The 24,406-nt window shown below is 56.0% G+C and carries 23 protein-coding genes; 16 read left to right on the top strand and 7 right to left on the bottom strand.

All coding sequences use genetic code 11. The annotated features are described in order from the left end of the window. The first annotated feature begins 89 nt into the window (after window positions 1-89). The 4 genes from hflK (at window position 90) to ASD8599_RS12950 (ending at window position 4,144) form a co-directional block, all read left to right on the top strand. On the top strand, window positions 90-1,310 hold the full coding sequence (gene hflK, locus ASD8599_RS12965; protein WP_181364482.1) for an FtsH protease activity modulator HflK: 1,221 nt from the start codon (window positions 90-92) through the stop codon (window positions 1,308-1,310). Continuing rightward, window positions 1,310-2,194, top strand: a complete 885-nt coding sequence (hflC, locus tag ASD8599_RS12960) for a protease modulator HflC (RefSeq protein WP_108828921.1) — start codon at window positions 1,310-1,312, stop codon at window positions 2,192-2,194. Before hflK ends, hflC begins: the two co-directional genes overlap by 1 nt. Then, window positions 2,191-2,394 (top strand): DUF2065 family protein, encoded by a 204-nt coding sequence (locus ASD8599_RS12955; protein ID WP_108828920.1) that lies wholly within the window; start codon window positions 2,191-2,193, stop codon window positions 2,392-2,394. The genes hflC and ASD8599_RS12955 overlap by 4 nt, the downstream gene beginning before the upstream one ends. Window positions 2,395-2,668: 274 nt before the next feature. After that, window positions 2,669-4,144, top strand: a complete 1,476-nt coding sequence (locus ASD8599_RS12950; RefSeq protein ID WP_108828919.1) for a DegQ family serine endoprotease — start codon at window positions 2,669-2,671, stop codon at window positions 4,142-4,144. A gap of 114 nt (window positions 4,145-4,258) precedes the next feature. Here ASD8599_RS12950 and ASD8599_RS12945 read toward each other — a convergent pair whose 3' ends face one another. Further along, window positions 4,259-4,780 carry a peptidoglycan-binding domain-containing protein gene (locus ASD8599_RS12945; protein WP_245926034.1) on the bottom strand — a complete coding sequence of 174 codons (522 nt, stop codon included), beginning with the start codon at window positions 4,778-4,780 and terminating at the stop codon, window positions 4,259-4,261. A 28-nt stretch (window positions 4,781-4,808) separates the two neighbouring features. Beyond that, window positions 4,809-5,210, bottom strand: a complete 402-nt coding sequence (locus tag ASD8599_RS12940) for an OB-fold nucleic acid binding domain-containing protein (protein WP_108828918.1) — start codon at window positions 5,208-5,210, stop codon at window positions 4,809-4,811. Between the two features lie 122 nt (window positions 5,211-5,332). On the opposite strand from ASD8599_RS12940, the gene ASD8599_RS12935 reads away from it, so the two are divergent. Together ASD8599_RS12935 and ASD8599_RS12930 are read left to right on the top strand one after the other, a co-directional pair. Next, window positions 5,333-5,656 (top strand): 2Fe-2S iron-sulfur cluster-binding protein, encoded by a 324-nt coding sequence (locus ASD8599_RS12935; RefSeq protein WP_108830173.1) that lies wholly within the window; start codon window positions 5,333-5,335, stop codon window positions 5,654-5,656. Beyond that, complete coding sequence (locus tag ASD8599_RS12930; protein WP_108828917.1) at window positions 5,656-6,399, top strand: FG-GAP repeat domain-containing protein; 744 nt, start codon at window positions 5,656-5,658, stop codon at window positions 6,397-6,399. Before ASD8599_RS12935 ends, ASD8599_RS12930 begins: the two co-directional genes overlap by 1 nt. A gap of 160 nt (window positions 6,400-6,559) precedes the next feature. On the opposite strand, the gene purD is transcribed toward ASD8599_RS12930, so the two are convergent. Next, the gene (purD, locus tag ASD8599_RS12925) at window positions 6,560-7,825 is read right to left on the bottom strand and encodes a phosphoribosylamine--glycine ligase (RefSeq protein WP_108828916.1); all 1,266 of its coding nucleotides are present in this window, start codon (window positions 7,823-7,825) and stop codon (window positions 6,560-6,562) included. A gap of 106 nt (window positions 7,826-7,931) precedes the next feature. Between purD and xseA the strand changes: the two genes are divergently transcribed. Beyond that, window positions 7,932-9,476 carry an exodeoxyribonuclease VII large subunit gene (gene xseA / locus ASD8599_RS12920; RefSeq protein WP_108828915.1) on the top strand — a complete coding sequence of 515 codons (1,545 nt, stop codon included), beginning with the start codon at window positions 7,932-7,934 and terminating at the stop codon, window positions 9,474-9,476. A gap of 120 nt (window positions 9,477-9,596) precedes the next feature. Here the strand turns inward: xseA and ASD8599_RS12915 are convergent, their stop codons facing one another. Both ASD8599_RS12915 and ASD8599_RS12910 read right to left on the bottom strand, forming a co-directional pair. Further along, window positions 9,597-9,932 (bottom strand): hypothetical protein, encoded by a 336-nt coding sequence (locus tag ASD8599_RS12915; protein ID WP_306418882.1) that lies wholly within the window; start codon window positions 9,930-9,932, stop codon window positions 9,597-9,599. Then, entirely contained in the window at window positions 9,919-11,121 is a 1,203-nt protein-coding gene (locus ASD8599_RS12910) for an alkane 1-monooxygenase (protein WP_108828913.1), read from the bottom strand. Before ASD8599_RS12910 ends, ASD8599_RS12915 begins: the two co-directional genes overlap by 14 nt. 217 nt (window positions 11,122-11,338) lie before the next feature. On the opposite strand from ASD8599_RS12910, the gene ASD8599_RS12905 reads away from it, so the two are divergent. Further along, on the top strand, window positions 11,339-13,030 hold the full coding sequence (locus tag ASD8599_RS12905) for an NAD(P)H-dependent oxidoreductase subunit E (RefSeq protein WP_108828912.1): 1,692 nt from the start codon (window positions 11,339-11,341) through the stop codon (window positions 13,028-13,030). A gap of 48 nt (window positions 13,031-13,078) precedes the next feature. On the opposite strand, the gene ASD8599_RS12900 is transcribed toward ASD8599_RS12905, so the two are convergent. Beyond that, window positions 13,079-13,981: a lytic transglycosylase domain-containing protein gene (locus tag ASD8599_RS12900; RefSeq protein ID WP_108828911.1), complete on the bottom strand. Its 903-nt coding sequence runs from the start codon at window positions 13,979-13,981 to the stop codon at window positions 13,079-13,081. Window positions 13,982-14,028: 47 nt separating this feature from the next. Between ASD8599_RS12900 and ftsY the strand changes: the two genes are divergently transcribed. From ftsY to ASD8599_RS12885, 3 genes are all read left to right on the top strand, one after another. Further along, a complete protein-coding gene (gene ftsY / locus ASD8599_RS12895; protein WP_108828910.1) occupies window positions 14,029-15,210 on the top strand; it encodes a signal recognition particle-docking protein FtsY in 1,182 nt (393 codons plus the stop codon). A gap of 112 nt (window positions 15,211-15,322) precedes the next feature. After that, entirely contained in the window at window positions 15,323-16,225 is a 903-nt protein-coding gene (locus tag ASD8599_RS12890; RefSeq protein ID WP_108830172.1) for an EamA family transporter, read from the top strand. A gap of 14 nt (window positions 16,226-16,239) precedes the next feature. After that, entirely contained in the window at window positions 16,240-16,881 is a 642-nt protein-coding gene (locus ASD8599_RS12885; protein ID WP_108828909.1) for an inner membrane-spanning protein YciB, read from the top strand. Window positions 16,882-17,127: 246 nt separating this feature from the next. Here the strand turns inward: ASD8599_RS12885 and ASD8599_RS12880 are convergent, their stop codons facing one another. After that, window positions 17,128-18,048 (bottom strand): alpha/beta hydrolase, encoded by a 921-nt coding sequence (locus ASD8599_RS12880; RefSeq protein ID WP_108828908.1) that lies wholly within the window; start codon window positions 18,046-18,048, stop codon window positions 17,128-17,130. 293 nt (window positions 18,049-18,341) lie between these two features. On the opposite strand from ASD8599_RS12880, the gene metZ reads away from it, so the two are divergent. From metZ to ASD8599_RS12855, 5 genes are all read left to right on the top strand, one after another. Beyond that, entirely contained in the window at window positions 18,342-19,529 is a 1,188-nt protein-coding gene (metZ, locus tag ASD8599_RS12875; protein ID WP_108830171.1) for an O-succinylhomoserine sulfhydrylase, read from the top strand. 153 nt (window positions 19,530-19,682) lie between these two features. Then, a complete protein-coding gene (folE2, locus tag ASD8599_RS12870; protein ID WP_108828907.1) occupies window positions 19,683-20,786 on the top strand; it encodes a GTP cyclohydrolase FolE2 in 1,104 nt (367 codons plus the stop codon). A gap of 187 nt (window positions 20,787-20,973) precedes the next feature. Beyond that, window positions 20,974-21,201 carry a hypothetical protein gene (locus ASD8599_RS12865; protein ID WP_108828906.1) on the top strand — a complete coding sequence of 76 codons (228 nt, stop codon included), beginning with the start codon at window positions 20,974-20,976 and terminating at the stop codon, window positions 21,199-21,201. A 92-nt stretch (window positions 21,202-21,293) separates the two neighbouring features. Beyond that, window positions 21,294-22,742 carry a TrkH family potassium uptake protein gene (locus ASD8599_RS12860; RefSeq protein ID WP_108828905.1) on the top strand — a complete coding sequence of 483 codons (1,449 nt, stop codon included), beginning with the start codon at window positions 21,294-21,296 and terminating at the stop codon, window positions 22,740-22,742. Then, window positions 22,743-24,347, top strand: coding sequence for a 5-guanidino-2-oxopentanoate decarboxylase (locus ASD8599_RS12855; RefSeq protein WP_108828904.1), 1,605 nt, complete (start codon window positions 22,743-22,745; stop codon window positions 24,345-24,347). Window positions 24,348-24,406 lie beyond the last annotated feature (59 nt).

Raw genomic sequence — 24,406 nt, 5'->3', positions numbered from 1 at the left:
GCACAGGTACTACGTAGCAATTCACTGGACGTCGGGGCCAGCGTGTATATCGTACGCAATCTCGGCAAAGTATGAGGGAAGAACAACATATGGCTGGCAATTCAGGCGGTCCTTGGGGCGGCGGCGGCAATTCAGGGGGCAACTCTGGCGGCAATCGCGGCAACAATGGTGGTGGTCGTAACAACGGCGGCAACAATGGCGGTGGCAACAACGGGGGCCGTGGGCCCGAAGGCGAGGGGCCGCAAATCCCTGAAATTGATGAGCTGATGAAAAAAGGCCAAGAACAGTTGCGCGTCCTGATGGGCGGCCGTGGCGGTGGCAATTCAGGTGGCGGTCGCGGTGCAGGTGGCGGCGGTGGTCCTGCTCTGACACGCGGCACGATTGGCCTTGGCGCTGTGGCAGCCGTCGTTCTTTGGGGGCTGTCCAGCTTCTATACTGTGCGTCCAGAACAGCAGTCGATCGAACTGTTTCTGGGTGAATTTTCCGCCATCGGCACAGAGGGTCTGAACTTTGCGCCTTGGCCACTGGTCAAAGCGGAAGTGTTCAATGTGACCACCAACCGCACCGAAACCATCGGCGTGGGCGGCAATCAGGGCTTGATGCTGACAACGGATGAAAACATCGTCGACATCGACTTTGAAGTTGTTTGGAACGTCAAGAACGCTAAAGATTTCAAATTCTCGTTGCGCGATCCGGAATCGTCGGTCGTCGCGATTGCCGAGGCCGCAATGCGCGAAGTGATTGCCCAATCCGAACTGGCGCCAATCCTGTCGCGTGATCGTGGTCAGGTGGAACAAAACGTTCAGGTTTTGATCCAAACGACCCTTGATAACCGCAAGACAGGCATCAACGTGCTGCGTGTGAACGTCAAAAAAGTCGACCCGCCAGAGCAATCGGTTCAGGTTCAGGACGTGGCAGGCAACACATCCGTGGTGTCCGTTGTGGACGCGTTCCGGGATGTTCAGGCCGCGGAACAGGAACGCGACCGTCTGGAACGTCAGGCGGATGCTTATGCAAACCGGCGCACCGCCGAAGCGCGTGGTGAATCCGCGCAGCTTTTGGAAGCCGCTGAAGGCTACCGCGCCCGTGTCGTCAACGACGCTGTGGGTGAAGCAAGCCGTTTTGTCGCTGTATTGCAGGAATACAAAGCCGCCCCCGAGGTCACACGCAAACGCTTGTACCTTGAAACCATGGAAAAAGTCCTTGGCGATGTGGACAAGATTATTCTTGAAGACACAGGTGGCGGCGGTGGCAGCGGGGTTGTGCCATACCTGCCATTGAATGAACTACGTCGTGGAGGGTCGAACTGATGCGCAACACTACATTTTTGCTACCGATTGTCGTGCTGATTGCTGTCGGTGTCTTGTCTTCCCTGTTCATCGTGGATGAACGCGAAAAAGTTCTGGTTTTGCGTTTTGGTCAAATCAAACAGGAAATCACCGAACCCGGTTTGGGCTTTAAAGTACCGCTTCTGGACGAAGTTGTACGCTACGAAGACCGAATTTTGTCCGTAGAAACGGATTTAATCGAAGTCACGCCTGCCGATGAACGCCGTTTGGAAGTTGACGCGTTTGTTTTGTACCGCATCGCCAACATTCGCCAGTTCCGCCAAGCTTTGGGTGCGGGTGGTGAACGCGAAGCCGCCGTTCAGTTGCAGGGTATTTTGAATTCGCAGATCCGGACCGTATTGGGTTCGCGTGGCGTGACATCCAATACAATCCTGTCTCCTGAGCGCTCTGCCTTGATGAACTTGATCCGAGATCAGGCCAACAGCCGTGCATCCGCTTTGGGTCTGAGCATTGTGGATGTGCGCTTGCGTCAAACAAACCTTCCTTTGCAGAACTTCGACGCGACGTTGCAGCGGATGATCGCGGAACGGGATCGCGAAGCCACGGACGAACGTGCCCGTGGACGTGAAGCGGCGCAGCGTGTGACGGCCCAAGCGGACCGGACCTACGAAGAAATTCTGTCCGAAGCCCGTCGTGATGCCCGCATCATCGAAGGTGAGGCCGATGCCGAACGGAACAGAATTTTTGCAGAAGCCTATGGCCAAGACGCTGAGTTCTTTGAATTCTACCGGTCTTTGACGGCTTATGAAAATTCTCTGAAAGGGGCCAATTCCACTATGGTCATGTCCCCTGACAGCGAGTTTTTCAACTACTTGCAAAGCGACACGGGCCGCGCCTCCGAATGATCGGGGTGGTTCTTCTGGCCCTCGGGCTGGTGCTGATTGTTGAGGGGCTGGCGTACGCGCTGGCCCCTTCGCTTATTGAGCGTGTGCTTGAAATGCTGCGAAGCCTGCCCATGTCGGCGCGGCGTCAAATGGGCGGCCTTGCCATGGTGTCTGGTGTGATACTTGTATGGGCGGCGTTTCAGATGGGCATATCGTGTTAAAAAAACCTGCCACGGGCTTGGGCACTATGGTTGTGTGACTGGAAAAAGGGGGGCGCCGGAGGGGGCACCATCTATCTTTCCGAAAGACCTCGCAGTTGCGCGGGCTGGCCTCACGCACGGTGCGTTCACACTTTGGTAACGTGTTCTTGAAAAGGATTAATTGCGTTTCATCTTTGATGTTGCAGTTGCGCCACCCTACATTCAGGATAAGCGTGCAAACGCATCATCGTGCGAAACGGCCAAAATGGCCCAGATTATCTACAGGAGACGACGAATGCAGCCCAAAGCGGTAGCCCAGTCGAAGAAACTTCCATCCATTCATTACATGCGGGCCTTGTGGCTTGGCGTTTTGGCATTGGCCTTTGTCATTGTGCAAGCCGTTGTTGCGCAAGCGCGCCCAGAAAGCCTTGCACCTCTGGCCGAGAAAATCAGCCCATCGGTGGTCAATATCACAACGTCTACCGTTGTGGCGGGGCGAACAGGCCCACAGGGCATTGTGCCTGAAGGGTCACCCTTCGAGGATTTTTTCCGAGATTTCAACGATCGCAATGGTCAGGGCGACCGTCCCCGCCGGTCGTCGGCACTTGGGTCCGGCTTTGTCATTTCCGAAGATGGTTACATCGTCACCAACAACCACGTCATCGAGGGCGCTGACGAGATCCTGATTGAATTTTTTTCGGGTGAAGAACTGCCTGCGAAACTGGTGGGGACAGACCCCAACACAGACATCGCATTGTTGAAAGTCGAAGCCGACGCGCCGTTGCCTTTCGTGCCATTTGGAGACAGCGACCTGTCCCGGGTGGGCGATTGGGTCATCGCGATGGGTAACCCGCTGGGACAAGGCTTTTCCGTGTCTGCGGGCATCGTATCCGCACGCAATCGTGCGCTGTCAGGCAGCTTCGACGACTACATTCAAACCGATGCCGCGATCAACCGCGGGAATTCGGGTGGTCCGTTGTTCAACATGAACGGTGAAGTCATCGGCGTGAATACGGCGATCCTGTCCCCGAATGGCGGCTCCATCGGTATCGGTTTTTCCATGGCATCGAACGTGGTCACGCGGGTTGTCGATCAATTGCAGGAATTTGGTGAAACCCGCCGCGGTTGGTTGGGGGTGCGCATTCAGGATGTCACGCCAGACATTGCTGAATCAATCGGCATGGAAACCGCAACGGGGGCAATGGTGACATCTGTTCAGGATGGCCCGTCCAAAGATGCAGGCATGGAAGACGGTGATGTTATCCTGAACTTCGCCGGTGTGGATGTCAAAGACACGCGCAGTCTTGTGCGTCAGGTGGCCAACAGCCCGGTGGGTGAAACGGTGCGTGTCTTGGTTTTCCGTGATGGCAAAACAGTAACGTTGAAAGTTACTTTGGGCCGTCGTGAAGAAGCGGAACGGGCCACACCTGTGGCGGCAGATGCGCCAGAGAGTGAAGACAAGGAACCGGCGACAAAATCCATGCTTGGCCTGACCCTAAGCCCGTTGACGGACGAACTGCGTGAGCAACTTGGTGTTGATGGCGATATGCAAGGGCTGGCTGTGACAGAGGTAGATGAAGCGGCAGAGGCTTATGAAAAGGGTCTGCGCGCTGGCGACATTATCACCGAGGCAGGGCAACAAAAGGTCAGCTCTATTGCAGATTTGGAAACGCGGTTGGCGGAAGTAAAAGAAGCAGGGCGTAAATCACTGCTGCTTCTGGTACGCCGTGCCGGTGATCCCCGATTTGTGGCATTGGGCTTGGGGGAATAAGGCCAAGCCGCCAGTTCTTAAAGTGTAAGGCGCCCCTTGGGGCGCCTTTTTCATACGGCTTTGCAGTGGCTGCCTCTTCATTTTCAAGTGTGTGAGGTGTGGCTTGCCGCACCGCTATTGTGTGCGTTCCACAGCAATAAGGCCCAGTTTTCGCGCTGTGGCCAGCGTCAAAACGGCTTCTTCAAAGCCGTCTTCGGATTGTAACTTGCGGATGGCTGTGCGTGTGCGGTTGTCCATTAGACCGCTTGCAGGGCCTTTGTAAAACCCGCGGGCTGCCAACGCCCGCTGCAAGCTGGCAACAAAATCATCGGTGAAGGCTGTCACGCAGACGATTTGCGTCCACACTTCGCGGCGTTCTTGCACGATCTCCTGGCGGCTCTCTTTGCGGTAGATGGCGGGCTGTTGGATGCGCCCGTCAGAGGACACTTGCGCGGGCTGCACCAGAATCTCGCGGTCTACTGTTTCGATGACTGCGGGACTGACACGGTTGCCCCAGCATGTGCCTGCTGCGGCATCTACTGGGGCTGTTTGGACGATCTGGAACTTGCTTAACTTGCCACCTGTTGAAGCCCCTGGAGGGGTGCATGCACCAAGAACAAGACACATGCCTATCAGGAAACGGGGGGCAGGGAACATCGGATTGGCCTGTTTGCTTTTGTTTCATTTAGACTAGGTCGTTTTCAGGCCGCTGCATAGAGGGCGAAACATGCACCAGCTGGTCCAGCATAAATGAGATATCTTCAATGTGCTCTGCCAGAATGTGGGTCACGCTGTGGGCACGTTGCAAACGGCCCGTCACCCGCAACATGCGCCCTGCAATAACAGCACGGCGAAACTGTTCGTATTTATTGCGCCAAACGATGACATTGACCACGCCGGTTTCGTCTTCCAACGTGACAAAGATCACGCCTTTTGCTGTGCCGGGGCGCTGACGTAAAATGACGAGACCGGCGACGGCCACACGCGCACCTTCAGGGGGTAAGTGTAATTGCTGAGTGGTCAAGCAAGACGGCGGGCGGGGCCAGAAATGCGGGAATTGGCGGAACTGAGGGGAAACGACTCGCATGGAACAAATATAGAACAAATGCCCTGAGCGGCAAGAACCAATATTGATGTGTCGCAAAAGGGGTGGCGTGTCTTAAAACCCACCGTTAGACAGTCTTGGAACAGTTTTTCAAGGGGGCAGAAATGGCCAAAATCACTTATATTGAGCACAGCGGCACCGAACATGTTGTGGACGTTGCAAATGGCATGACTGTCATGGAAGGCGCACGTGACAACAACATTCCAGGCATCGAGGCCGATTGCGGCGGTGCATGTGCATGTTCAACATGCCATGTCTACGTGGATCAGGCATGGGTGGAAAAACTGCCCGGCAAAGACGACATGGAAACCGACATGCTCGATTTTGCCTATGAACCAAATGATACGACATCGCGGCTCACGTGCCAGCTGAAGGTCACGGATGCATTGGACGGCTTGGTCGTGCGGATGCCCGAAAAACAAATCTGATGCTAAAGGGGGCGCGGCGTCTGCTGTTTCGTCTAAAGCAAACCTGCGCCCGCCACGCGGTGCTGACCCTGTGCCTTTGGCCAGCCTTGGCAGCGTCCGACACAATTCAGTCCGCTGAATACACAGACCCCACCACGCGCTACACGCATGGTGTGTTGGGGGATGCAATTGAACATGGCAGCTTGCGTCTAACGCTCCAGGACGGGCGCAAGGTCACCATAACCCTGCCGCAAAGCGATGTGTTTGAAGACACCCGGCCGCGTCTTGCCGATCTGGACGGTGACGGGGCTGTCGAAGTGATCACCGTGCAAAGCAACGCCCGGCTAGGGGCCAAGCTGGCCATCTATGACGCTGAGGGTGAGGTTGCAGCAACACCCAACATCGGCACGCGCAATCGCTGGTTGGCGCCACTTGGGGCGGCAGACCTTGATGGCGATGGCACACAAGACGTGGCCTTTGTAGATCGTCCGCATCTTGCCAAAACCCTGCGCATCTGGCGTTTTGAGAATGCAACGCTGACGCAAATTGCAGAGCTGCCCGGTTACACCAACCACAAGATCGGTGAACGTGACATCGCGGGGGGAATAAGGCATTGCAACGGTGCGCCCGAGATGGTGTTGGCGAATGCCAATTGGACACAGCTTGTTGCGATTACGTTTCAGCAAGAAAGGTTCGAGGTCAAAACGTTAGGCCGCGATACATCCCGCGACAGTTTTGCCAAAGCTATGGCTTGTCAGTTGTAGCCTTCGCCTTGTTTTCTTTTCGCCAAAAATATCCTGGGTGAGGGCCAAGGGCCCGAGGGCGAAGCCCTCAAAACGGTCCTGATGGGCGAGGCCCTCAAAATGGTTCTGATGGGCGAAGCCCTCAAAACGATGCGGTTAACCGAAGACCATCCAAGCGCTGCTAGCCCAAAGCACGCCAACCAATATCACGGCGACAGAAGCCCTCGGACCAATCTATCTGGTCAACCATAGCGTAGGCGCGTGCCTGCGCTTCGGCCAAGGACGCGCCGCGTGCCGTGACGTTCAGAACGCGGCCGCCTGCGGCAACAATCATTCCATCTTTCTTGGCTGTGCCCGCGTGAAAGACCATGTTCATGCTGTCTTCGGGCAAGGCATCCAATCCGCCAATGACAGAGCCTTTTTCGTAAGCGCCGGGATAACCCGAGGCAGCCAAAACCACTGTAACTGCGTGATCGTCCGCCCAATTGACGTGCGCCTCTGACAAACGGGATTCAGCGGCGGCGTGCATCAGATCAAACACCTGTGCGCCAAGACGCATCATCAAAACCTGACATTCCGGATCGCCGAAACGCACATTGTATTCAACCAAACGGGGGTGGCCGTCTTTGATCATAAGGCCTGCATAAAGCACGCCCTGATAGGGCGTGCCGCGCTTGGCCATTTCCGCCATGGTGGGGCGTATAATTTCAGCCAAAGCTTTTTCAGCAATGGCATCTGTTAGAACCGGGGCAGGGGAATAAGCGCCCATGCCACCTGTGTTGGGGCCGGTGTCGCCGTCGCCCACACGCTTGTGATCCTGTGCAGTGCCAATCGGCAAGACAGTTTCGCCGTCACATAAGATGAAATAGGACGCTTCTTCGCCGTCCATAAACTCCTCGATCACGACTTCTGCGCCTGCCGCACCAAAGGATCCGTCAAACATGTCATCGATGGCGGCTTCCGCCTGCGCTACGGTTTCTGCGATGATCACGCCTTTGCCGGCAGCCAAACCGTCGGCTTTCACGACAATCGGGGCGCCTTGCGCTTGCACATAGGCTTTCGCAGCTGTGGCATCCGTAAAATGACCATAGGCGGCGGTCGGGGCACCTGCCGCATCGCAAATTGCCTTGGTGAAGGCTTTGGACGCTTCCAGTTCTGCGGCCGCTTGGCTTGGTCCGAAAACCAGATATCCATCTGCCCGCAAGCGATCGGCAACACCAGCCGCCAATGGCGCCTCCGGGCCAATGATTACAAAATCAATAGCTTGAGCTTCGCAAAACCGGCTGACGACACCCGCGTCCTCAATGTCAAATGACGCACATTCCGCGATGGCTTCTATGCCGGCATTGCCGGGGGCTACGATCAGCTTGTCGCATTTCGGGTTCTGCATCACAGCCCAGGCCAGACTGTGTTCGCGTCCGCCGCTGCCAAGGATAAGAATGTTCATAATGGCGCTCCTGCGGATGCGTTGATGGTGGTGGCAAAGCATTGTGGCTTGGCCTTTGTTGCGGGCCGTTTTAAGCTGCGCGGACAGTGAGGTAAAGGCGAGACATATGGACCTGATCGACAGCCCCGAACCGGGCAGCAACACGCCTGAATTTACCGTCTCGGAAGTGGCAGGGTCGGTCAAGAAGCTGATCGAAACTGAACTGGGCTGGGTGCGCATCAAAGGCGAAGTGGGGCGGGTTGTGATCGCACGGTCGGGACATATGTATTTCGATCTCAAAGACGACCGGTCGGTGCTGTCGTGTATGACCTGGAAGGGGCAAGTTTCGGCCCTTGGCATGGTGCCCGAAGAAGGGATGGAAGTTGTTGCCGAAGGCAAAATGACCGCGTCCGGGTTTCAGTCTAAATTTGCTTTGAACGCACAACGCATCGCAGTCGCGGGTGAGGGGGCGTTGATGGCGCTTTTGGAAAAGCGCAAGAAACAGCTGGCCAGCGAAGGGTTGTTCGATGACACCCTAAAACAACCTTTGCCTTATCTGCCGGACGTGATCGGGGTCGTGACGTCTCTGCAAGGGGCGGTCATTCGTGATATTTTGCACCGTTTGCGGGATCGCTTTCCACGCAAAGTTCTGATCTGGCCTGTGGCTGTGCAGGGCGCGGCCTGCGCGCCCGAAGTGGCGCGCGCAATCGCAGGGTTCAACGCTTTGCGCCCCGGTGGGTCTATGCCGCGCCCCGATTTGCTGATTGTGGCGCGCGGGGGCGGGTCTGTCGAAGACCTGTGGGGGTTCAACGAAGAGATCGTGGCACGGGCCGCCGCCGCATCGGACATTCCGCTGATTTCCGCGGTGGGCCATGAAACGGACACGACTTTAATTGACTTCGTATCGGACAGGCGTGCGCCAACGCCAACGGCAGCGGCAGAATTGGCCGTGCCGGTCCGCCATGAACTGGCCGCTTGGGTGGATCAGGCAGAGGCGCGGATGACAACGGCCCTGTCGGGTGGGCTGACGCGTCGCGCACAACGATTGCGCGATGTCGCGCGGGCCTTGCCGCGCCCGACCGCCTTGGTGGAAACGCCGCGTCAGCGTCTGGACTTGATCGGGGACCGGTTGGGGCCCGCTTTGATGGCGGGGGTTCAAAGGCGTGCGGTTGCTTTGTCTCAAACCAGCGGCGGTTTGCGACCCTCGACGTTGCGGCGCATGATCGTGGACGGGCAACGGCGTTTGGATGGGTTGGCGGCGCGTTTGGCCCCGGCTTTGCAGCGAAATATTCATGTAACAACAGAACGTTACGTGTCCCGCACGGCGCGTTTTGATGTGGCGCGTTTGGGGCATGACCTGCAGCAACGCCAGCAAGACCTGAAACAGGTTGTGGCGCGTATTACTGACGCAGGATCGCGACGTCACACAGACCTGTCCCGCAAAGTTGAGGCGATGGACCGGTTGCGTATGACTTTGGGATATAAAGCCACACTGGCGCGGGGGTTTGCGATTGTGCGCAGCGATGGGGGTGTTGTGACCACCAAAAAGGACGCGAAAGCCGCGCAGTCGCTGGAGATCGAATTTGCCGATGGGGTTATCTCTGTGGGGGCTGGCACGACCAAGCCACGTAAGGCGGCAGCCAAGCCGCCAGAGCAAGGGTCGCTGTTTTGACACTGTTGTTGAACATTCGCGTCCGCCGACTAGGCGGAAATTTGGCACGAGATACCGAAGATTAAACAAACCGGCTTGTAAGGTGCGGCTTGCCGCACCGAGGCATCTGCCAGCTTCCGTTTAAACGCCAACTTTTGGCCCAAGGCAGATCATGTCTTCGTTGACGTCCTGCGCCTCGTATAGATCAAGGGATTCGGGGTTGGTCTTGAATTTCGCGATCAAACCGGACCCGCCGATTTCAAAGCTCCAGCATTGTGGGTCTGGGCGGTCCTCGTAGACAAAACAAATATTGCCGGGGCCATCCTCGTACCAGCGCCCGTCTTTGCAGTCGCCATCCAGAAATGACCATCGCACGCGCTTGTTGTCCAGATACACTTCGGCCCCATAGGCTTCGCCGCCACGGCCAAAATACAAGGTTTTGCCTTTTGTGTAAGCGTCGAATTCAGCCCCGCTCATCGGTTCGGCTTGCGCGGGAACCGTCGAGGTGATCGTCGTGAGGCTCAGGGCGAGGGCCATCAGGCTGCTGGTCTGTATCATCATACAAGCTTGGCACGCGAGCTGCGATAAGACCACCCTTGCGCGACAAGGCAGCCCCTTGGGGCGCGATTTGTCGCGCAGGACGGGGGGCCGTTTTACGGTCCCATTCCGCGACCCTTGCGTTCATAACCCGCATCCAAATCGGTGGAAACAATGCGATAACCGCCATGACAGGCAACGCATGGGGCAGCATTGGCATCGTGTCACTGTCCAGATCCAACTGCGGAAACGCACGGCCGGGGTGCAAATGGTGTTCCGAATGGCGCGGCGCGTTCAACATCATAGCGCTTGAATACCAATGTGGTGCATTCCAAGCATGCGCAGGCCCGATGGGTTCGTATTTGCCGTCTGCAAGGGTTTTGCGCCGCAATCCGTAGTGTTGCACGTAATCAGACAGCAGCAATTGTCCCACCGAATACAGGGCAAGCCCGATCAAAGTGACGACGCCGATAACACCGCCAATCGCAAAGGCCGCAGCCATCGTGCCCAAAGATAACATGCAATATAACACATAAGGATGCCGCCACATGGGCGTATCCCGGCTGGCCCGCGCCCGTGCCATGTTTTCTGCCTTAAGCCCCGCGGCATAGCTTTGTGTCCATGCGCGCCAGGCAAAGGCATAAAACCATTCGTTCAGCCGCGATGAATTGGGGTCTTTGTCTGTTGAGGCATGAACGTGATGCACACGTGGATGCGCACTGGCGTGATGTCCAAACAACAATGAGCTGTAAAGCGCCACACCCAACCTGCGGGGCCAACGCGATGTGCGATGGATCAATTCATGTGCATTGGAATTGGACACTTGCCCGAACCACAGGCTGGCGGCCGCCACAATCAGGTTTTTTTCCAGCGCTGTCAGGTGGTTGCCGCGGCTTACGGCCCAAATGACACAGCCCATCAACACAAAATGAACCAGCCCCAGTGTCACGGACAACGCATGGCCATCGCTTTCAAGTGGTGCTTGCCAGTCCTCTGGGGTCAATTTGTCCAGAAAAAACACGACCAGAGTGATTGATGCAACTGCCACACCTGTCCACAGGCCGCCGTAAAAGCAGGCCAACAGAATACACAACACAGGCGTTGTGCTGGCTATGGCAAAGCGTGACATCGGTAGAATCGCTCCTTTGGTGATTGAGATTATCACATGTCCGTCTCAACGCAGCGTAAATGGGAATTTCGCCGATTTGGTGACGCCTATGGGAAATCCTTGCGGCGCTTGTGCCCTGTGATGTTCTGAAATCCACTTTGATCTGTCGTTTTTGGGGTCATGCAGTCTGCGTGGCACTGATAGATTGTGCCAAACAGTGATGCGAAGGACGGCACCCATGGCCCTAGACAACAACGACAAATCCGGTGTTTGGAAATCAGGCAAAGGCAAGGGCCGTCGCCACACAAAAGGCCGTCAGCTGGATGATCTGGCGTGGTCACAGGTGCAAGATCTTTTGGGGGATGCGCCGCGTCGGCGCGACCTTCTGATTGAACACCTGCATAAAATTCAGGACGCCTTTGGTCATCTCAGCGCGGCGCACCTGCGTGCGTTGGCCGAAGAAATGCGCATGTCCATGGCCGAGGTCTACGAAGTCGCGACATTCTATGCCCATTTTGATGTTGTCAAAGAAGACGACACACCGCCCCCTGCACTGACCATTCGCGTGTGCGATTCCCTGTCTTGCGAACTGGCAGGGGCACAGGCGTTGAAAGCCGCCCTTGAAGACGGTTTGAACCCCGAAGAAGTGCGCGTGTTGCGCGCCCCTTGCATGGGACGGTGTGACACTGCACCTGTGTTGGAACTGGGACACAATCACGTCGATCATGCGACTGTGGAAAAGGTCGAAGCAGCCATCGCAGCAGGCGATACACATGCCCATGTGCCAGATTACCAAACATATGCCGATTACGTGGCTGATGGCGGGTACAGCGCCTTGACCGAACTGCGCAATTCCGGCGATTGGGAAGACGTTCAGGCCAAAATCAAAGAAAGCGGTTTGCGCGGCCTTGGGGGGGCAGGTTTTCCCTCTGGCACGAAATGGGGCTTTGTGCGTGCGAACGCAGGGCCAAGGTATCTGGCCGTGAACGGGGACGAAGGCGAACCAGGCACCTTCAAAGACCGGTACTATCTTGAACGCACCCCGCATCTGTTTCTCGAAGGTATGCTGATCGCAGCGTGGGCTGTCGAAGCAGACACGGCATTCATCTATATGCGTGACGAATACCCGGCAGTTCTGGAAATTCTTGCGCGTGAAATCAAAGCCTTGGAAGACGCAGGTGTTGTAGAACCGGGATATATCGACCTGCGACGTGGCGCAGGAGCCTACATCTGTGGCGAAGAATCCGCGATGATCGAAAGCATCGAAGGCAAACGCGGCATGCCCCGTCACCGCCCGCCGTTTGTGGCGCAGGTTGGTGTGTTCGGCCAACCGACCCTCGTGCACAACGTCGAGACCCTGCATTGGATCGCTCGGATCTGTCGTGAAGGCCCCGAATGCCTAAACGCAACCGAACACAATGGCCGCAAAGGTTTGCGCAGCTATTCTGTGTCCGGCCGCGTGGCCAATCCCGGGGTGTTCTTGTTGCCAGCCGGTTCCACCATCACTGACATCATTGACGCGGCAGGCGGGATGGCAGAGGGGCATAGTTTCAAAGCCTACCAACCGGGCGGCCCGTCTTCAGGGCTGTTGCCTGCGTCTATGAATGACATTCCACTGGATTTTGATACGTTGCAGCCCCACGGCACTTTCATCGGCTCTGCTGCGGTTGTCGTTCTGTCAGATGCAGACAAAGCCCGCGATGCAGCCCTTAACATGCTGCGGTTCTTCGAAGACGAAAGCTGTGGCCAATGTACGCCCTGCCGTGTTGGGTGTGAAAAGGCTGTCAAATTGATGCAAGCCGATACATGGGACCAAGGGTTGCTGACTGAGCTGTGCACCGCCATGAGCGACGCATCGATCTGCGGGTTGGGCCAAGCGGCACCCAATCCGATCAAATTGACGATGCAACACTTCGGCGACGAAATCTAAGGCGCGGCTGTCGCTAAGCGGGGTCGTTGGTGCAGACAAAGGCTGGTTTCAGCCTTTGTTGCTGTACACGCGGCAGATACATCCTTTGTCCCGGACGGATTTGCACAGCTGCGCTGCCGCTTTTTGACTGCTGCGCCCGACGCGGGCCATGACGTAGCTGCCTGTGCGTGCGGCGCGTGATTTTATAGTGAGGTAATCGATTTTCTCTTGTGCAACCAAGCTTTTGCACCGCGATGTAAGTCTGCGCAGGTTCTGTTTTGCTTCGCTTTTTGTCGCGCCAAAAGCCAGCTGCGCACCCCATTTCTTCAAAGCGGGCTCAGGTTGCTTGTATTTTGTGTATGTCCGGTTTTTGGCCATATTCACACATGCGGCCAGAAACGGTTGCGCCCCGTTCAGCCGAAAGTCATGCGTTTTTGGCGGCGTGTCGCGCCATGTCTCAGCGGTAAGTCCGGTGATGATTTGCACATAATTCACGGTCTCGCGTGCCAGCCCTTTGCCGTCTTGCGTAAACCCGTCTGCGCGGCGTTCTCCGCCATTGTATGCCACCGCCGCCAAACCTGCGTTGCCGTAGGTGCGTTGCAGAACACCCAAATATTGCGCTGACCTTTCAATGGCTTGTGCTGGGTTGTAGCTGTCTGGCAGATTGCGCTGTTTGGCCGTTCCGGGCATAAATTGCGCGATACCTTGTGCCCCCGCAGGACTTAGCGCATTGGGATCAAAGCGGCTTTCCTGCCAAAGCAGCCGTGCAAAAAAGCCCGCATCCAACCCGTAACGGCGTGCCGTGTTTTCAATCTGCTGGCAGGTATCAAAGGCAAAAAACGCGGGCCGGATACAATCTTGCGGTCCCGCTGCACGCAACGAACACATAGTACCATGTTCTTGGGCGTGCAATGGTGAACCCCATAAAACAAACCCCGTCAAAAGGGCGAAAATCATGTCTTGTCTTTTCATGTCTGCGCCCGCGTATTAGGTGATGGTCATACAATTATCGGGGCATCATGGCTTTTTTCAAGAAACTCAAGGACCGTTTGTTCAAATCCTCATCGAAAATCGATGAAGGTCTGGAGGCGATCGTCGAAGATGGTGGGGATGAAGAGCAGGTAGAAGCCGTGCAAATTGAACAGCAGGCCCTTGCAAACGAACCTGTAGAAATTAGTCCTGAGCCTGAGCCTGAGCCTGAGCCTGAGCCTGAGCCTGAGCCTGAGCCTGAGCCTGAGCCTGTTGTGCAGACTGCACGCGATCCTGAACCGAATGTGGCCGTTGCAGCCCCTGCCAGCGCATCTGAACAGCCTTCGAAACCGGGCCTTGTGGGACGACTCTTCGGGCGTAAGGACTCCAAGACAGTTGTGCGCCGCACCTTGGATGACGACATGCTTGAACAGCTCGAAGAGCTGTTGATTGCGGCGGATATGGGTGTGGATACAGCGCTGCGTGTGACGGCCAATATGGCCGAAGGGCGCATGGGCAAAAAGCTGTCAGTCGATGAAATCAAAACGCTGCTTGCTCAGGAAATTGCGCGCATCATGGAACCCGTGGCACGCCCGTTGCCGATCTACCCGAAAACGCCACAGGTGGTTTTGGTGGTCGGGGTGAATGGGTCGGGCAAAACCACGACGATTGGTAAATTGGCCAGCCAGTTTCAAGCCGCAGGCAAAAAGGTGGTGATCGCAGCGGGTGATACGTTCCGCGCGGCGGCCGTTGAACAATTGCAGGTTTGGGGGGAACGGGCCGGTGTGCCGGTGCTCACAGCCCCCGAAGGCAGCGATCCCGCAAGTTTGGCCTTTGATGCGATGACGAAGGCCGAAGAAGACGGCGCTGACCTGTTGATGATCGACACCGCCGGACGTTTGCAGAATCGATCCGATTTGATGGAGGAACTTGCAAAGATCGTGCGGGTGATCCGCAAGAAAGATGAGACAGCACCGCACAACACACTTTTGGTGCTGGACGCGACAACGGGTCAAAACGCCGTCAATCAGGTCAAAATCTTCCAAGAGGTGTCTGATGTCTCGGGGCTTGTTATGACAAAACTGGATGGCACCGCAAAAGGCGGTGTGCTGGTGGCGCTTGCAGACAAATTTGGTCTGCCCATACACGCGATCGGGGTCGGGGAACAAATCGATGATCTTGCAGCTTTTGATCCTGATGATTTCGCAAAGGCATTAAGCGGGGCAGAATGATGCCGCGTCTTTTTTCGAAAAAAATCCTCGGGGGGGAGGTGCGCAGCGCTGATGGGGGCAGACGGCCCCCTGCAATGCCAAGGACATCACCACCTTGTTGGACGATCTTGCGGTGACCGACTGGTTGATCTCGATCGAAGGCACGGCCACGGGGCATCAGGTGGCTCTGATGTTGGCGATTATGGCGGCTTTTTTACATGCGGTCTTTGGTGCGCTGCAAAAAGGACGGCACGACCCTTGGCTGACGCGCGGCGCGATTGATGCAAGCTATGGGCTGATGGCCGCGCCGTTTGCGCTGTTTGTCGTGCCGTGGCCTGAACCCCACATGTGGCCGATCTTTGCGGCTGTCTGGGTCATCCATGTCATCTACAAGGTTCTTCAGGCCATGGCATACACACGGGGCGCCTACACTGTCGTTTACCCTGTGGTACGCGGCACAGGGCCGCTCTTTGCGGTGATCGGCGCCTACCTGATCTTCGACGAGACGTTTTCGGGGGTGCAATGGTTCGGCGTAGCGGTGTTGCTGTCGGGGATTTTTGGGCTGGCGATTTACAACCTGCTTTATTTGGAAGCTGAACGCGACACGCTGAATGTGGCATTGGCACTTGCTGTGCTGACGGGGTTGTTCGTGGCACTTTACACCACATATGACGCATATGGGATACGGGCCACGGCGAACCCGTTTACGTTTCTTGCGTGGTTTTTCATGATCGATGGTACAGCGATGCCGCCGGTTGCATTGCGGCGGTGGCTAAAAATGGAAAACCGGCCTGCGTTGGGACCTTTGATGGTGCGGGGTGTCATCGGGGGTATTGTCGCTTTCCTAAGCTTTGGCGCTATTATGATGGCCACGCGGCTTGATAAGGTGGGCGAGGCGGCAGTGTTGCGCGAAACCTCAACGGTGTTTGCAGCTTTGATCGGTTGGTTGGTGTTGAAAGAAACAGTGGGCCCGCGGCGCATCGCTTTGATGGCGTTGATAGCGCTTGGCGCAGTGATTGTGGAAATGGGCGGCTAGGCCGCCCGGATAGGATGACAAACGTGACAGGCGATACTTCGAACAAACCCTCGGACAGAAAAGACATCAATCCGTTTTTGAAAACGGCGCTGGAACTTGGCCCGGTCATTTTGTTTTTCATCGCGTACCTGCGCATGAAGAATGATGTTTTTACCATAGGGGGCACGGACTATGATGGATTTATCGTTGTTACAGCAGCCTTTATCCCACTTTTGATTGCAAGCACCGGTGCGCTTTGGTGGTTGACTGGCAAACTGTCCAAGATGCAGGTGGCCACGCTGGTTTTGGTTGTTGTCTTTGGTGGCCTGTCTGTGTGGTTGAACGATGACCGCTTTTTTAAAATGAAACCAACGATGATTTATGTGCTTTTTGGCGGCGTTTTGGGGTTTGGACTGCTGCGGGGCCAATCCTATCTGAAGTACGTGATGGAAGAAATGATGCCGCTGAAGGACGAAGGCTGGATGATTTTGACCAAACGCGTGGCACTGTTCTTTCTGGCACTTGCTGTGGCCAATGAAATTGTGTGGCGCTCCATGAGCACCGAAACATGGGTTTATTTCAAAACCTTTGGCCTAAGTGCTGCACTTTTTGCGTTCTTCATGACGCAAGGGCGCTTGTTTCAAACCTACAGCTCCGAGCCCGAAGAAGAGGCCTGACGCAACGGGTCAGCTGTCCGAAAAGCGGTCGCTGCGCGGGGCGACGGCGAACGCGACCTTGGCGGTAAGATCGCGGGTGAACATCGCAATCTGCACCAGAAGTGCGGCGTCCATAGAAATGGATGACACAGAAAAACGCGGTAAATGTTAAATGCAGCTCCAGCAAAGCAGACCTTGAATGGCGAAATTTCGCCAAGCTCTGCCGCAATCCGTCTCGTTTGCAAATTGTTCTCTGGCTGGGCGTACCTAAAGCGGGGCAGGTAGCCCTGCTTGGGGTTTGTGCATGAAGGGCAAAAGCCGTGCGAAACGCTGCGAGCCGACAAGGGGCAAGGCGTGTCGCAATGCGGCCAAAGGCGTTTCGCTGGGGCGCCGCAGAAGGGAATTGTAAAACGGCATGAGGCCTGGGCGCATATAGGCGGACCAATGGCTGATCCGTCGCGCTGCAGGTGCTATGTCAGCACCCGTCAGTCGCAGCCGTTGCAGGGTAAGATCGCAATCAATTTCGATGGTGACCGCGTTGGGTGCACAGAGGCCAGCCCCGACGGCTCGGTCACTTGGGGTTGCGGCTTTGATCAGAGTTTCAAAGCCCGCGTCGAACAGATCATTTTCGCGGCTTGTGATGTTGAACAACTCCAATGTCTGCCCCGCATCTGTGTGTAGGGCCGCTGATGCACGGCTTTGATAACTGGCGGCGGTCAGGATTATAGCGCGTTGAATGCTGTGCGCGGGAAGATGGTGCAATGCCTCAAACAACACCTCTGACCCCATAGAATGGCAGATGACATGCACAGCTCGCGCCGGTGCTGTGCGTTTCACGATTGCGATCACTTGCGCCAGATTTTGCCCTGCCTGCGCCGCTGTGCGCAATGCGTGCCACAAGGTGCCACGCGCACGCCATGCAAAAGCGATGGCAAGACCTTCGTTCGGGTCACGACCCGCAAACCCCAGCGCTGCGGGCCAACTGTCGCGTTTCCGCCCCGAAGGCGCATCAAAAATTGAGATATGCGGGCAAAAACGCGGGGTTTCAGGATCGTATTTGAAGCCGTGGACCATAATAATCACCGGACCCTTGGACCGCGCCGCAGTCTGGATGACCCGGCGGGCCGGAACAGGGCTGCCATGCAATTGCGGGCCTTCGGATGTGGCATTTATACGCAGCAATGGCATCTGGTGCTTTCCTTTGGGGGCACCAAAACGGGGTGCCACTGCGATGAAGGCCTAAGGCTTGGGCGTGAAACTCCGGTTACGGGTGCGTCACGGTGTTGACGGGCTTCACGCAACGGCGTAGGTGATGTTCGTGGCGATTTGTTACCGGATTGCGGGCCACGTGCGGCTTGGGGGCGACCCCAAAGACCACGCAAAAACTGCTAAAAGGTCAGGATGAAGCCCCCCTTCGCTTGACTTTGCGTTCGGGGGTTTTTTTCGTGGTTGGCCCTTTTTGCAACCCGTGGAGAGAAGATATGACCGACACTTGGAATCCACGCACCAAAGCGGTGCATTCCGGCACACGACGCAGCCAATACGGCGAAGTTTCTGAGGCGATTTTTCTGACACAAGGCTTTGTGTACGCCAGCGCCGAAGACGCAGCCGCCCGTTTTGAAGAATGCGGACCGGATGAATTCATCTATGCGCGTTACGGCAACCCAACAGTCAAAATGTTCGAAGATCGGATGGCCGCTTTGGAAGGGGCAGAGGATGCCTTCGCCACGGCCTCTGGGATGGCGGCTGTGTCTGGTGCGCTCATGTCCATGCTGAAGGCTGGTGACCATGTGGTGTCATCACGTGCGCTTTTCGGGTCGTGTCTGTATGTGTTGGAGGACATTCTAACACGCTATGGCGTCGAGGTGACATTTGTAGATGGGACCGATCTGGATCAATGGCGCGATGCAGTTCGGTCCGACACCAAAGCCGTGTTCTTTGAAAGCATGTCGAACCCGACGCTCGAAGTGATCGACATCACCGCCGTTTCCGAAATTGCCCATGCCGTGGGTGCGCTGGTGGTGATTGATAACGTCTTTGCAACGCCGGTCTATTCCAAGGCATTCGCGCAAGGCGCTGATATCGTTGTGTATTCCACAACCAAACACGTAGACGGGCAGGGCCGTGCGCTGGGCGGTATCGTGCTGGGGTCGAAGCAGTTTATTCGAAAAACGCTTGAACCGTACATGAAGCACACAGGGGGCTCTATGTCTCCGTTTACGGCTTGGACGCACCTGAAGGGCTTGGAAACCATGGACCTGCGTGTGCGTGCCCAAACCACAAGCGCACAGGCAATTGCAGAGGCACTGCAGGGGCAAAGCGGGTTGAAACGCGTTGTTTACCCTGGCCTGAAGGATCATCCGCAACACGATCTGGTTGCGCACCAAATGGGCAAGGGCGGCACGATGTTGGCTCTTGATCTGGCAGGCGGGCGCGAGGCGGCGTTCAGGTTTCTAAATGCCGTCAAGATTGGCATTATCTCAAACAATCTGGGCGATGCCAAAACCATCATGACGCATCCATCAACAACGACTCATCAACGCCTAAGTGACACGCAAAAAGACACGTTGGGCATCACTGACGGTTTGGTGCGTATTTCGGTAGGGATCGAAGACACGGATGATCTGATTGCAGACCTGCAACAGGCGGTGAATGCGGCACGGTTATAAGACTGCGACTGCCGAATGGAAAAGAAATGAAGCAAAACCTGCGCCTTGCGTGATCCAAGCGTCGGTTTTGCCCGTACTTCTAGTCGTAATTGGCAATTAGATCACACACACACTATGTAAGGTGTCGAAACGATCAAACAGGGGGGCCACTTAATGAATATTCATTCGCCCGATATCACAGCAATACCCGAACGCGACGAAGCCGAAGCCGCACTTGATGTGCTGCGCCGCTGGGCTGAAACCGCAACGACGACAGAGATTTTGGAACTTGACCCGTCAGTGGCCAAGTTGGTCCCGGGAAAGACGTCTGTCGACTATCCCGCGCTGTCGCGAAAATTTCCCGACGGATTTGTAGTGGACGACGCCTACAAATCGACACTGCCTGACTTGCAAAATGGTCCGTCCAGCCTGATCAAAGGCGCAAAGCAGCAAATCCAGCATGTGGGTATCTCAAATTTCCGCTTGCCGTTGCGCTTTAAAACCCGCGATGCGGGCGAGCTGATGCTTGAGACCTCTGTGACGGGGTCTGTCAGCCTTGAAGCGGATAAAAAGGGCATCAACATGTCCCGCATCATGCGGTCCTTCTACAAACACGCAGAAAAGGCATTCAGCTTTGATGTGATCGATGCGGCACTGAACGACTACATTGCCGATCTGGAAAGTTTTGATGCGCGCATTCAAATGCGGTTTAGCTTTCCCATGAAGGTGCAAAGCCTGCGCTCGGGGCTGTCGGGGTACCAATACTACGACATCGCGTTGGAGCTGGTTGAAAAAGACGGCCTGCGCCAGAAAATGGTGCATCTGGACTATGTCTATTCGTCCACATGCCCCTGTTCGCTTGAATTGTCCGAACACGCCCGCGCGACACGTGGGCAATTGGCGACGCCACACTCGCAACGCTCTGTGGCGCGTGTGTCGGTGGTGTTGGACAATGACGCAGGCCCCCTTTGGTTCGAGGACCTGATCGAGGCTTGCCGCCGCGCTGTGCCAACCGAAACACAAGTGATGGTGAAACGCGAAGACGAACAGGCCTTTGCGGAATTGAACGCGGCCAATCCGATCTTTGTGGAAGACGCCGCACGTTTGTTCAGTGAACAGCTTTTGGCGGACGTCCGCATCGGCGATTTCCGTGTCATTGCCAGCCATCAGGAAAGCTTGCACAGCCATGATGCCGTGTCCGTACTGACCGAGGGCCAAACATTTGCGCAAGACAGTTTCGACCCGCGCCTGTTCGAGACCCTGTTTCACACTGGCTGAAAAGCGATTGGTTTGTGTCAAAACGCCCGCCCTGCGCCTGCAGTGGCGGGCGTTTTGCGGTTTTTGAGCCCCTTGGTACGGACATGCGTCAGAAGCGGTTCGGCTATGCAAAACTGTAGGTGGTGACTTTCTGCGTTGCAGCATAAGTTTGAGGAACTTCAAACACCCCCCTTCAGGAGACCCGAAAATGGCCCTTTCAGATATGCACCGCCCCTCTGCAATCCATGCAATCGGTTCTTTTTTCACAAGCATCTTTAATGCTTTGATTGATGCGCGGATGCTGCGGATTTCTGCGGAAGCGCGCGCACAGAAAATCGAAATTTTGAACTCAAAATCCGATGCAGAGCTGGCTGAAATGCACCTGAGACGGGATGACATTCCGGCATATGTGTTCCGCGATCTGATGTATTCGTAACGACGCGCGACGCGGCTTGGTACAGGGCAGTGCGCCCGCTATGGCTTGCATCTGCTTGACATAACCGCTCTGTCGCGCCAACGCTTGGCCTTATGTTGGATCTGCGTCCTGTCGGATATGTGATTGGCCTATTGGTCACTGTTTTGGGCGTAGCGATGCTACTGCCTTTTCTGGTGGCTATTGCCGAAGGGGATGGGTATTGGACCACCTTCGCCCAAAGCGCCGTCATCACGATCATCGCAGGCGGGCTTATCGCACTGAGCTGTTCGAACGGCGTAAAAGAAGGCCTGACCATCCAGCAGACGTTCTTGCTGACCACAGGCGTTTGGCTGGCACTGCCTGTCTTCGGGGCGTTGCCATTTGTTCTGGGCGCAACGGGTGCCAATTTCACCGATGCGTTCTTTGAGGCGATGTCAGGCCTGACGACAACCGGATCGACCGTCTTTTCCAATTTGGACACGTTGCCAAAAGGCCTGTTGTTGTGGCGCGGTATTTTGCAATGGTTGGGCGGCGTCGGCATTATCGTCGTCGCCATGGTATTTTTGCCCGAATTGCGCGTCGGCGGAATGCAAATCTTCCGCTCCGAAGGTTTTGACACGTTCGGGAAAATCCTGCCGCGGGCGACCGAAATCGCATCACGCATTTCCGTCATTTACCTTGGGCTGACTTTGACCTGTGCCTTGTCCTACATCGCCGCGGGCATGAATGCCTTTGATGCAACGGTGCATGCCATGACCACAATCGCCACAGGCGGTTTTGCGAACTACGACGCGTCTTTCGGGGCATTTGATCCTTCGGCAGAATATGTCGCGACTGTCTTTATGCTGCTGGCTGCTTTGCCTTTCGTGCGTTTTGTGCAGCTGACCGCAGGTACGGCGCGGCCGTTGCTGCAAGACACCCAAATCCATGCGTTTTTTGGCACCGCTGTGGTGATTGTGTTTCTGATTGCCGGTTGGACCTTATGGCAGTCTGACGCCGGCACTGAACTGACGCTGCGCAAGGCCTTGTTTAACACTGTATCGTTGTTGACAGGCACCGGGTACGCCAGCGCGGACTACATGCAATGGGGCAGTTTTGCCGTGGCGGTTCTATTCTTCACAGGGCTTATCGGCGGCTGTGCGGGGTCCACGGCATGTTCGATCAAAGTGTTCCGCTACCAACTGTTGTTTGCGTCGATCCGTGCTCAATTGCAAAAGACCCGCTCGCCCCATGGCATCTTCACCCCCCGTTACGCAGGGCGGACTGTGGGGGATGACGTCCTAAGTTCGGTGATGTCGTTCTTTATGTTCTTCACAGTGACTTTGGGGGTGCTTGCGGTGGCTTTGGGCATGACGGGGCTCGACTTCACCACATCCGTTTCAGGTGCTGCGGCAGCCCTTGCCAACATTGGTCCTGGGCTGGGCGCTGAGATTGGTCCTGCTGGCAATTTTGCCAACCTGAATGACACAGCCAAATGGCTGCTGGCCACAGCCATGCTGCTGGGGCGCCTCGAACTTCTGGCGGTCTATGCCATCCTCACCATTCAATTCTGGAGAGCTTAAATGCCCAACACCGAACAAAAGCCTTTGGGCGCTCAAATCTCGCATATGTTGAAAGACCGCGGTGTCGATGTGATCTTCGGGATTCCGGGCGTGCACAATCAGGAAATGTACCGTGGCATCGAAGAGGCAGGGATCACCCATGTTCTGGCGCGTCACGAACAAGGTGCGGGGTTTATGGCCGATGGCTATGCACGGGCCACAGGCAAGCCGGGGGTGGCTTACGTGATCACGGGGCCGGGGCTGTGCAACATCATGACGCCCATGGGGCAGGCGTATAGCGACTCCGTGCCAATGCTGGTGATCTCATCCTGTCTGGACGAAACAGCGGCCACCAAAGGGCAGTTGCACCAGATGAAAGACCAACGCGGCGCTGCGGCAACGGTCTGTAATTGGTCAGAAGAGGCGCGTTCAGCGGACGCAGCTTACACACTAATTGACCGCGCGTTGACGGAGTTTGAAACAAATCGCCCCCGTACAAAACACATTCAGGTGCCAATTGCGCAACTGGAGGCGCGTGCGCCCATGCCGCCAAAGCGAGTGGCCAGCGAATTCCTGGGAAAGGACGGCCGAGATGTTTATGCCGTCAATAAAATCGCCGATGCTTTAAAAACAGCGAAGCGCCCGATCATGATTTTAGGTGGAGGGGCCACGACCGGCTGCAGCATGTACGGTAAAATTGCGACACGATCGGGTGCGGCCGTGTTTTGTACATATGCGGGACGTGGCATTATCGACGGTCATCATCCGCTGTATTTGGGATCCACGCTTGGCCGCCCCGATTCAGTAGATGTTTTGGCTCAAGCCGATCTGCTTTTGGTGGTTGGTTCGGAATTGGCCCCCGTTGACTTGTGGCGGGATGAGTTGGGGCACAATTGTCCAATGATCCGAGTCGATATTGATGCCTCACAGATGCACGGTGAGCGTCAAGAGGGTGATATGCAAATCGTGGCAGACGCCTATGAGCTGATGGAAGCAGTCTATGATGCTCTAACAGATCACACCTCGCAAACAGAGTGGACCCCTGCGGAAATCACTGCCACCCGTAAACGCTGGCGCACCGAGATCGAAGCCGAACGCCCCGGTATCCCGGCTGTGGCCGACGCCCTCAAAGCCTGTTTGCAAGACGACACAATGATCTACTCCGACATGACGCAATTCGCCTATGCAGCCAAGGAAATCTGGGACATGGACCGCCCCAACCACTGGCACCACCCCACAGGCTTCGGCACCCTTGGCTACGCCACCCCTGCCGCAATCGGCGGGGCCGTCGCGCGACCCGACAAACCCACAATGGCGATCATTGGGGACTATGGCTTCCACTATACGATGGCCGAACTCGGGGTTGCAGTCGAACTAAAATTACCATTGCCAATCATCCTTTGGGACAACGGCAAACTCAAAGAAATCGAAGACAGCATGGTGCGTGCCCAGATCGCCCCCAACGCGGTTGTTGCTAAAAATCCCGACTTTTGCAAATTGGCGGAAGCGTTCGGCGCATATTCATCTGCTCCAACGTCGCTTTCACAGATGCAAGACGAAGTGGTCAAAGCATTTCAGGCAGACGGACCAACGCTGATTTACGTGACACCGGAAATCACCGGCTGAACCAGCTTCCTTTCGCGAAAATACTTTGGGGTCCGGGGCAATGCCCCGGTTCAACTGTG

The organism is Ascidiaceihabitans donghaensis, from assembly GCF_900302465.1.
Classification (GTDB): Bacteria; Pseudomonadota; Alphaproteobacteria; order Rhodobacterales; family Rhodobacteraceae; genus Ascidiaceihabitans; species Ascidiaceihabitans donghaensis.
Note: the sequence above shows the minus strand (reverse complement) of the source record. Positions and strands in the feature narration are given on the sequence as shown.

What these genes read in the sequence shown, in the direction of transcription:
- hflK (WP_181364482.1), top strand. Translation starts at nt 90, where the DNA reads ATGGCTGGCAATTCAGGCGGTCCTTGGGGCGGCGGCGGCAATTCAGGG.
- hflC (WP_108828921.1), top strand. Translation starts at nt 1,310, where the DNA reads ATGCGCAACACTACATTTTTGCTACCGATTGTCGTGCTGATTGCTGTC.
- ASD8599_RS12955 (WP_108828920.1), top strand. Translation starts at nt 2,191, where the DNA reads ATGATCGGGGTGGTTCTTCTGGCCCTCGGGCTGGTGCTGATTGTTGAG.
- ASD8599_RS12950 (WP_108828919.1), top strand. Translation starts at nt 2,669, where the DNA reads ATGCAGCCCAAAGCGGTAGCCCAGTCGAAGAAACTTCCATCCATTCAT.
- ASD8599_RS12945 (WP_245926034.1), bottom strand. Translation starts at nt 4,780, where the DNA reads ATGTTCCCTGCCCCCCGTTTCCTGATAGGCATGTGTCTTGTTCTTGGT.
- ASD8599_RS12940 (WP_108828918.1), bottom strand. Translation starts at nt 5,210, where the DNA reads ATGCGAGTCGTTTCCCCTCAGTTCCGCCAATTCCCGCATTTCTGGCCC.
- ASD8599_RS12935 (WP_108830173.1), top strand. Translation starts at nt 5,333, where the DNA reads ATGGCCAAAATCACTTATATTGAGCACAGCGGCACCGAACATGTTGTG.
- ASD8599_RS12930 (WP_108828917.1), top strand. Translation starts at nt 5,656, where the DNA reads ATGCTAAAGGGGGCGCGGCGTCTGCTGTTTCGTCTAAAGCAAACCTGC.
- purD (WP_108828916.1), bottom strand. Translation starts at nt 7,825, where the DNA reads ATGAACATTCTTATCCTTGGCAGCGGCGGACGCGAACACAGTCTGGCC.
- xseA (WP_108828915.1), top strand. Translation starts at nt 7,932, where the DNA reads ATGGACCTGATCGACAGCCCCGAACCGGGCAGCAACACGCCTGAATTT.
- ASD8599_RS12915 (WP_306418882.1), bottom strand. Translation starts at nt 9,932, where the DNA reads ATGAGCGGGGCTGAATTCGACGCTTACACAAAAGGCAAAACCTTGTAT.
- ASD8599_RS12910 (WP_108828913.1), bottom strand. Translation starts at nt 11,121, where the DNA reads ATGTCACGCTTTGCCATAGCCAGCACAACGCCTGTGTTGTGTATTCTG.
- ASD8599_RS12905 (WP_108828912.1), top strand. Translation starts at nt 11,339, where the DNA reads ATGGCCCTAGACAACAACGACAAATCCGGTGTTTGGAAATCAGGCAAA.
- ASD8599_RS12900 (WP_108828911.1), bottom strand. Translation starts at nt 13,981, where the DNA reads ATGAAAAGACAAGACATGATTTTCGCCCTTTTGACGGGGTTTGTTTTA.
- ftsY (WP_108828910.1), top strand. Translation starts at nt 14,029, where the DNA reads ATGGCTTTTTTCAAGAAACTCAAGGACCGTTTGTTCAAATCCTCATCG.
- ASD8599_RS12885 (WP_108828909.1), top strand. Translation starts at nt 16,240, where the DNA reads ATGACAAACGTGACAGGCGATACTTCGAACAAACCCTCGGACAGAAAA.
- ASD8599_RS12880 (WP_108828908.1), bottom strand. Translation starts at nt 18,048, where the DNA reads ATGCCATTGCTGCGTATAAATGCCACATCCGAAGGCCCGCAATTGCAT.
- metZ (WP_108830171.1), top strand. Translation starts at nt 18,342, where the DNA reads ATGACCGACACTTGGAATCCACGCACCAAAGCGGTGCATTCCGGCACA.
- folE2 (WP_108828907.1), top strand. Translation starts at nt 19,683, where the DNA reads ATGAATATTCATTCGCCCGATATCACAGCAATACCCGAACGCGACGAA.
- ASD8599_RS12865 (WP_108828906.1), top strand. Translation starts at nt 20,974, where the DNA reads ATGGCCCTTTCAGATATGCACCGCCCCTCTGCAATCCATGCAATCGGT.
- ASD8599_RS12860 (WP_108828905.1), top strand. Translation starts at nt 21,294, where the DNA reads ATGTTGGATCTGCGTCCTGTCGGATATGTGATTGGCCTATTGGTCACT.
- ASD8599_RS12855 (WP_108828904.1), top strand. Translation starts at nt 22,743, where the DNA reads ATGCCCAACACCGAACAAAAGCCTTTGGGCGCTCAAATCTCGCATATG.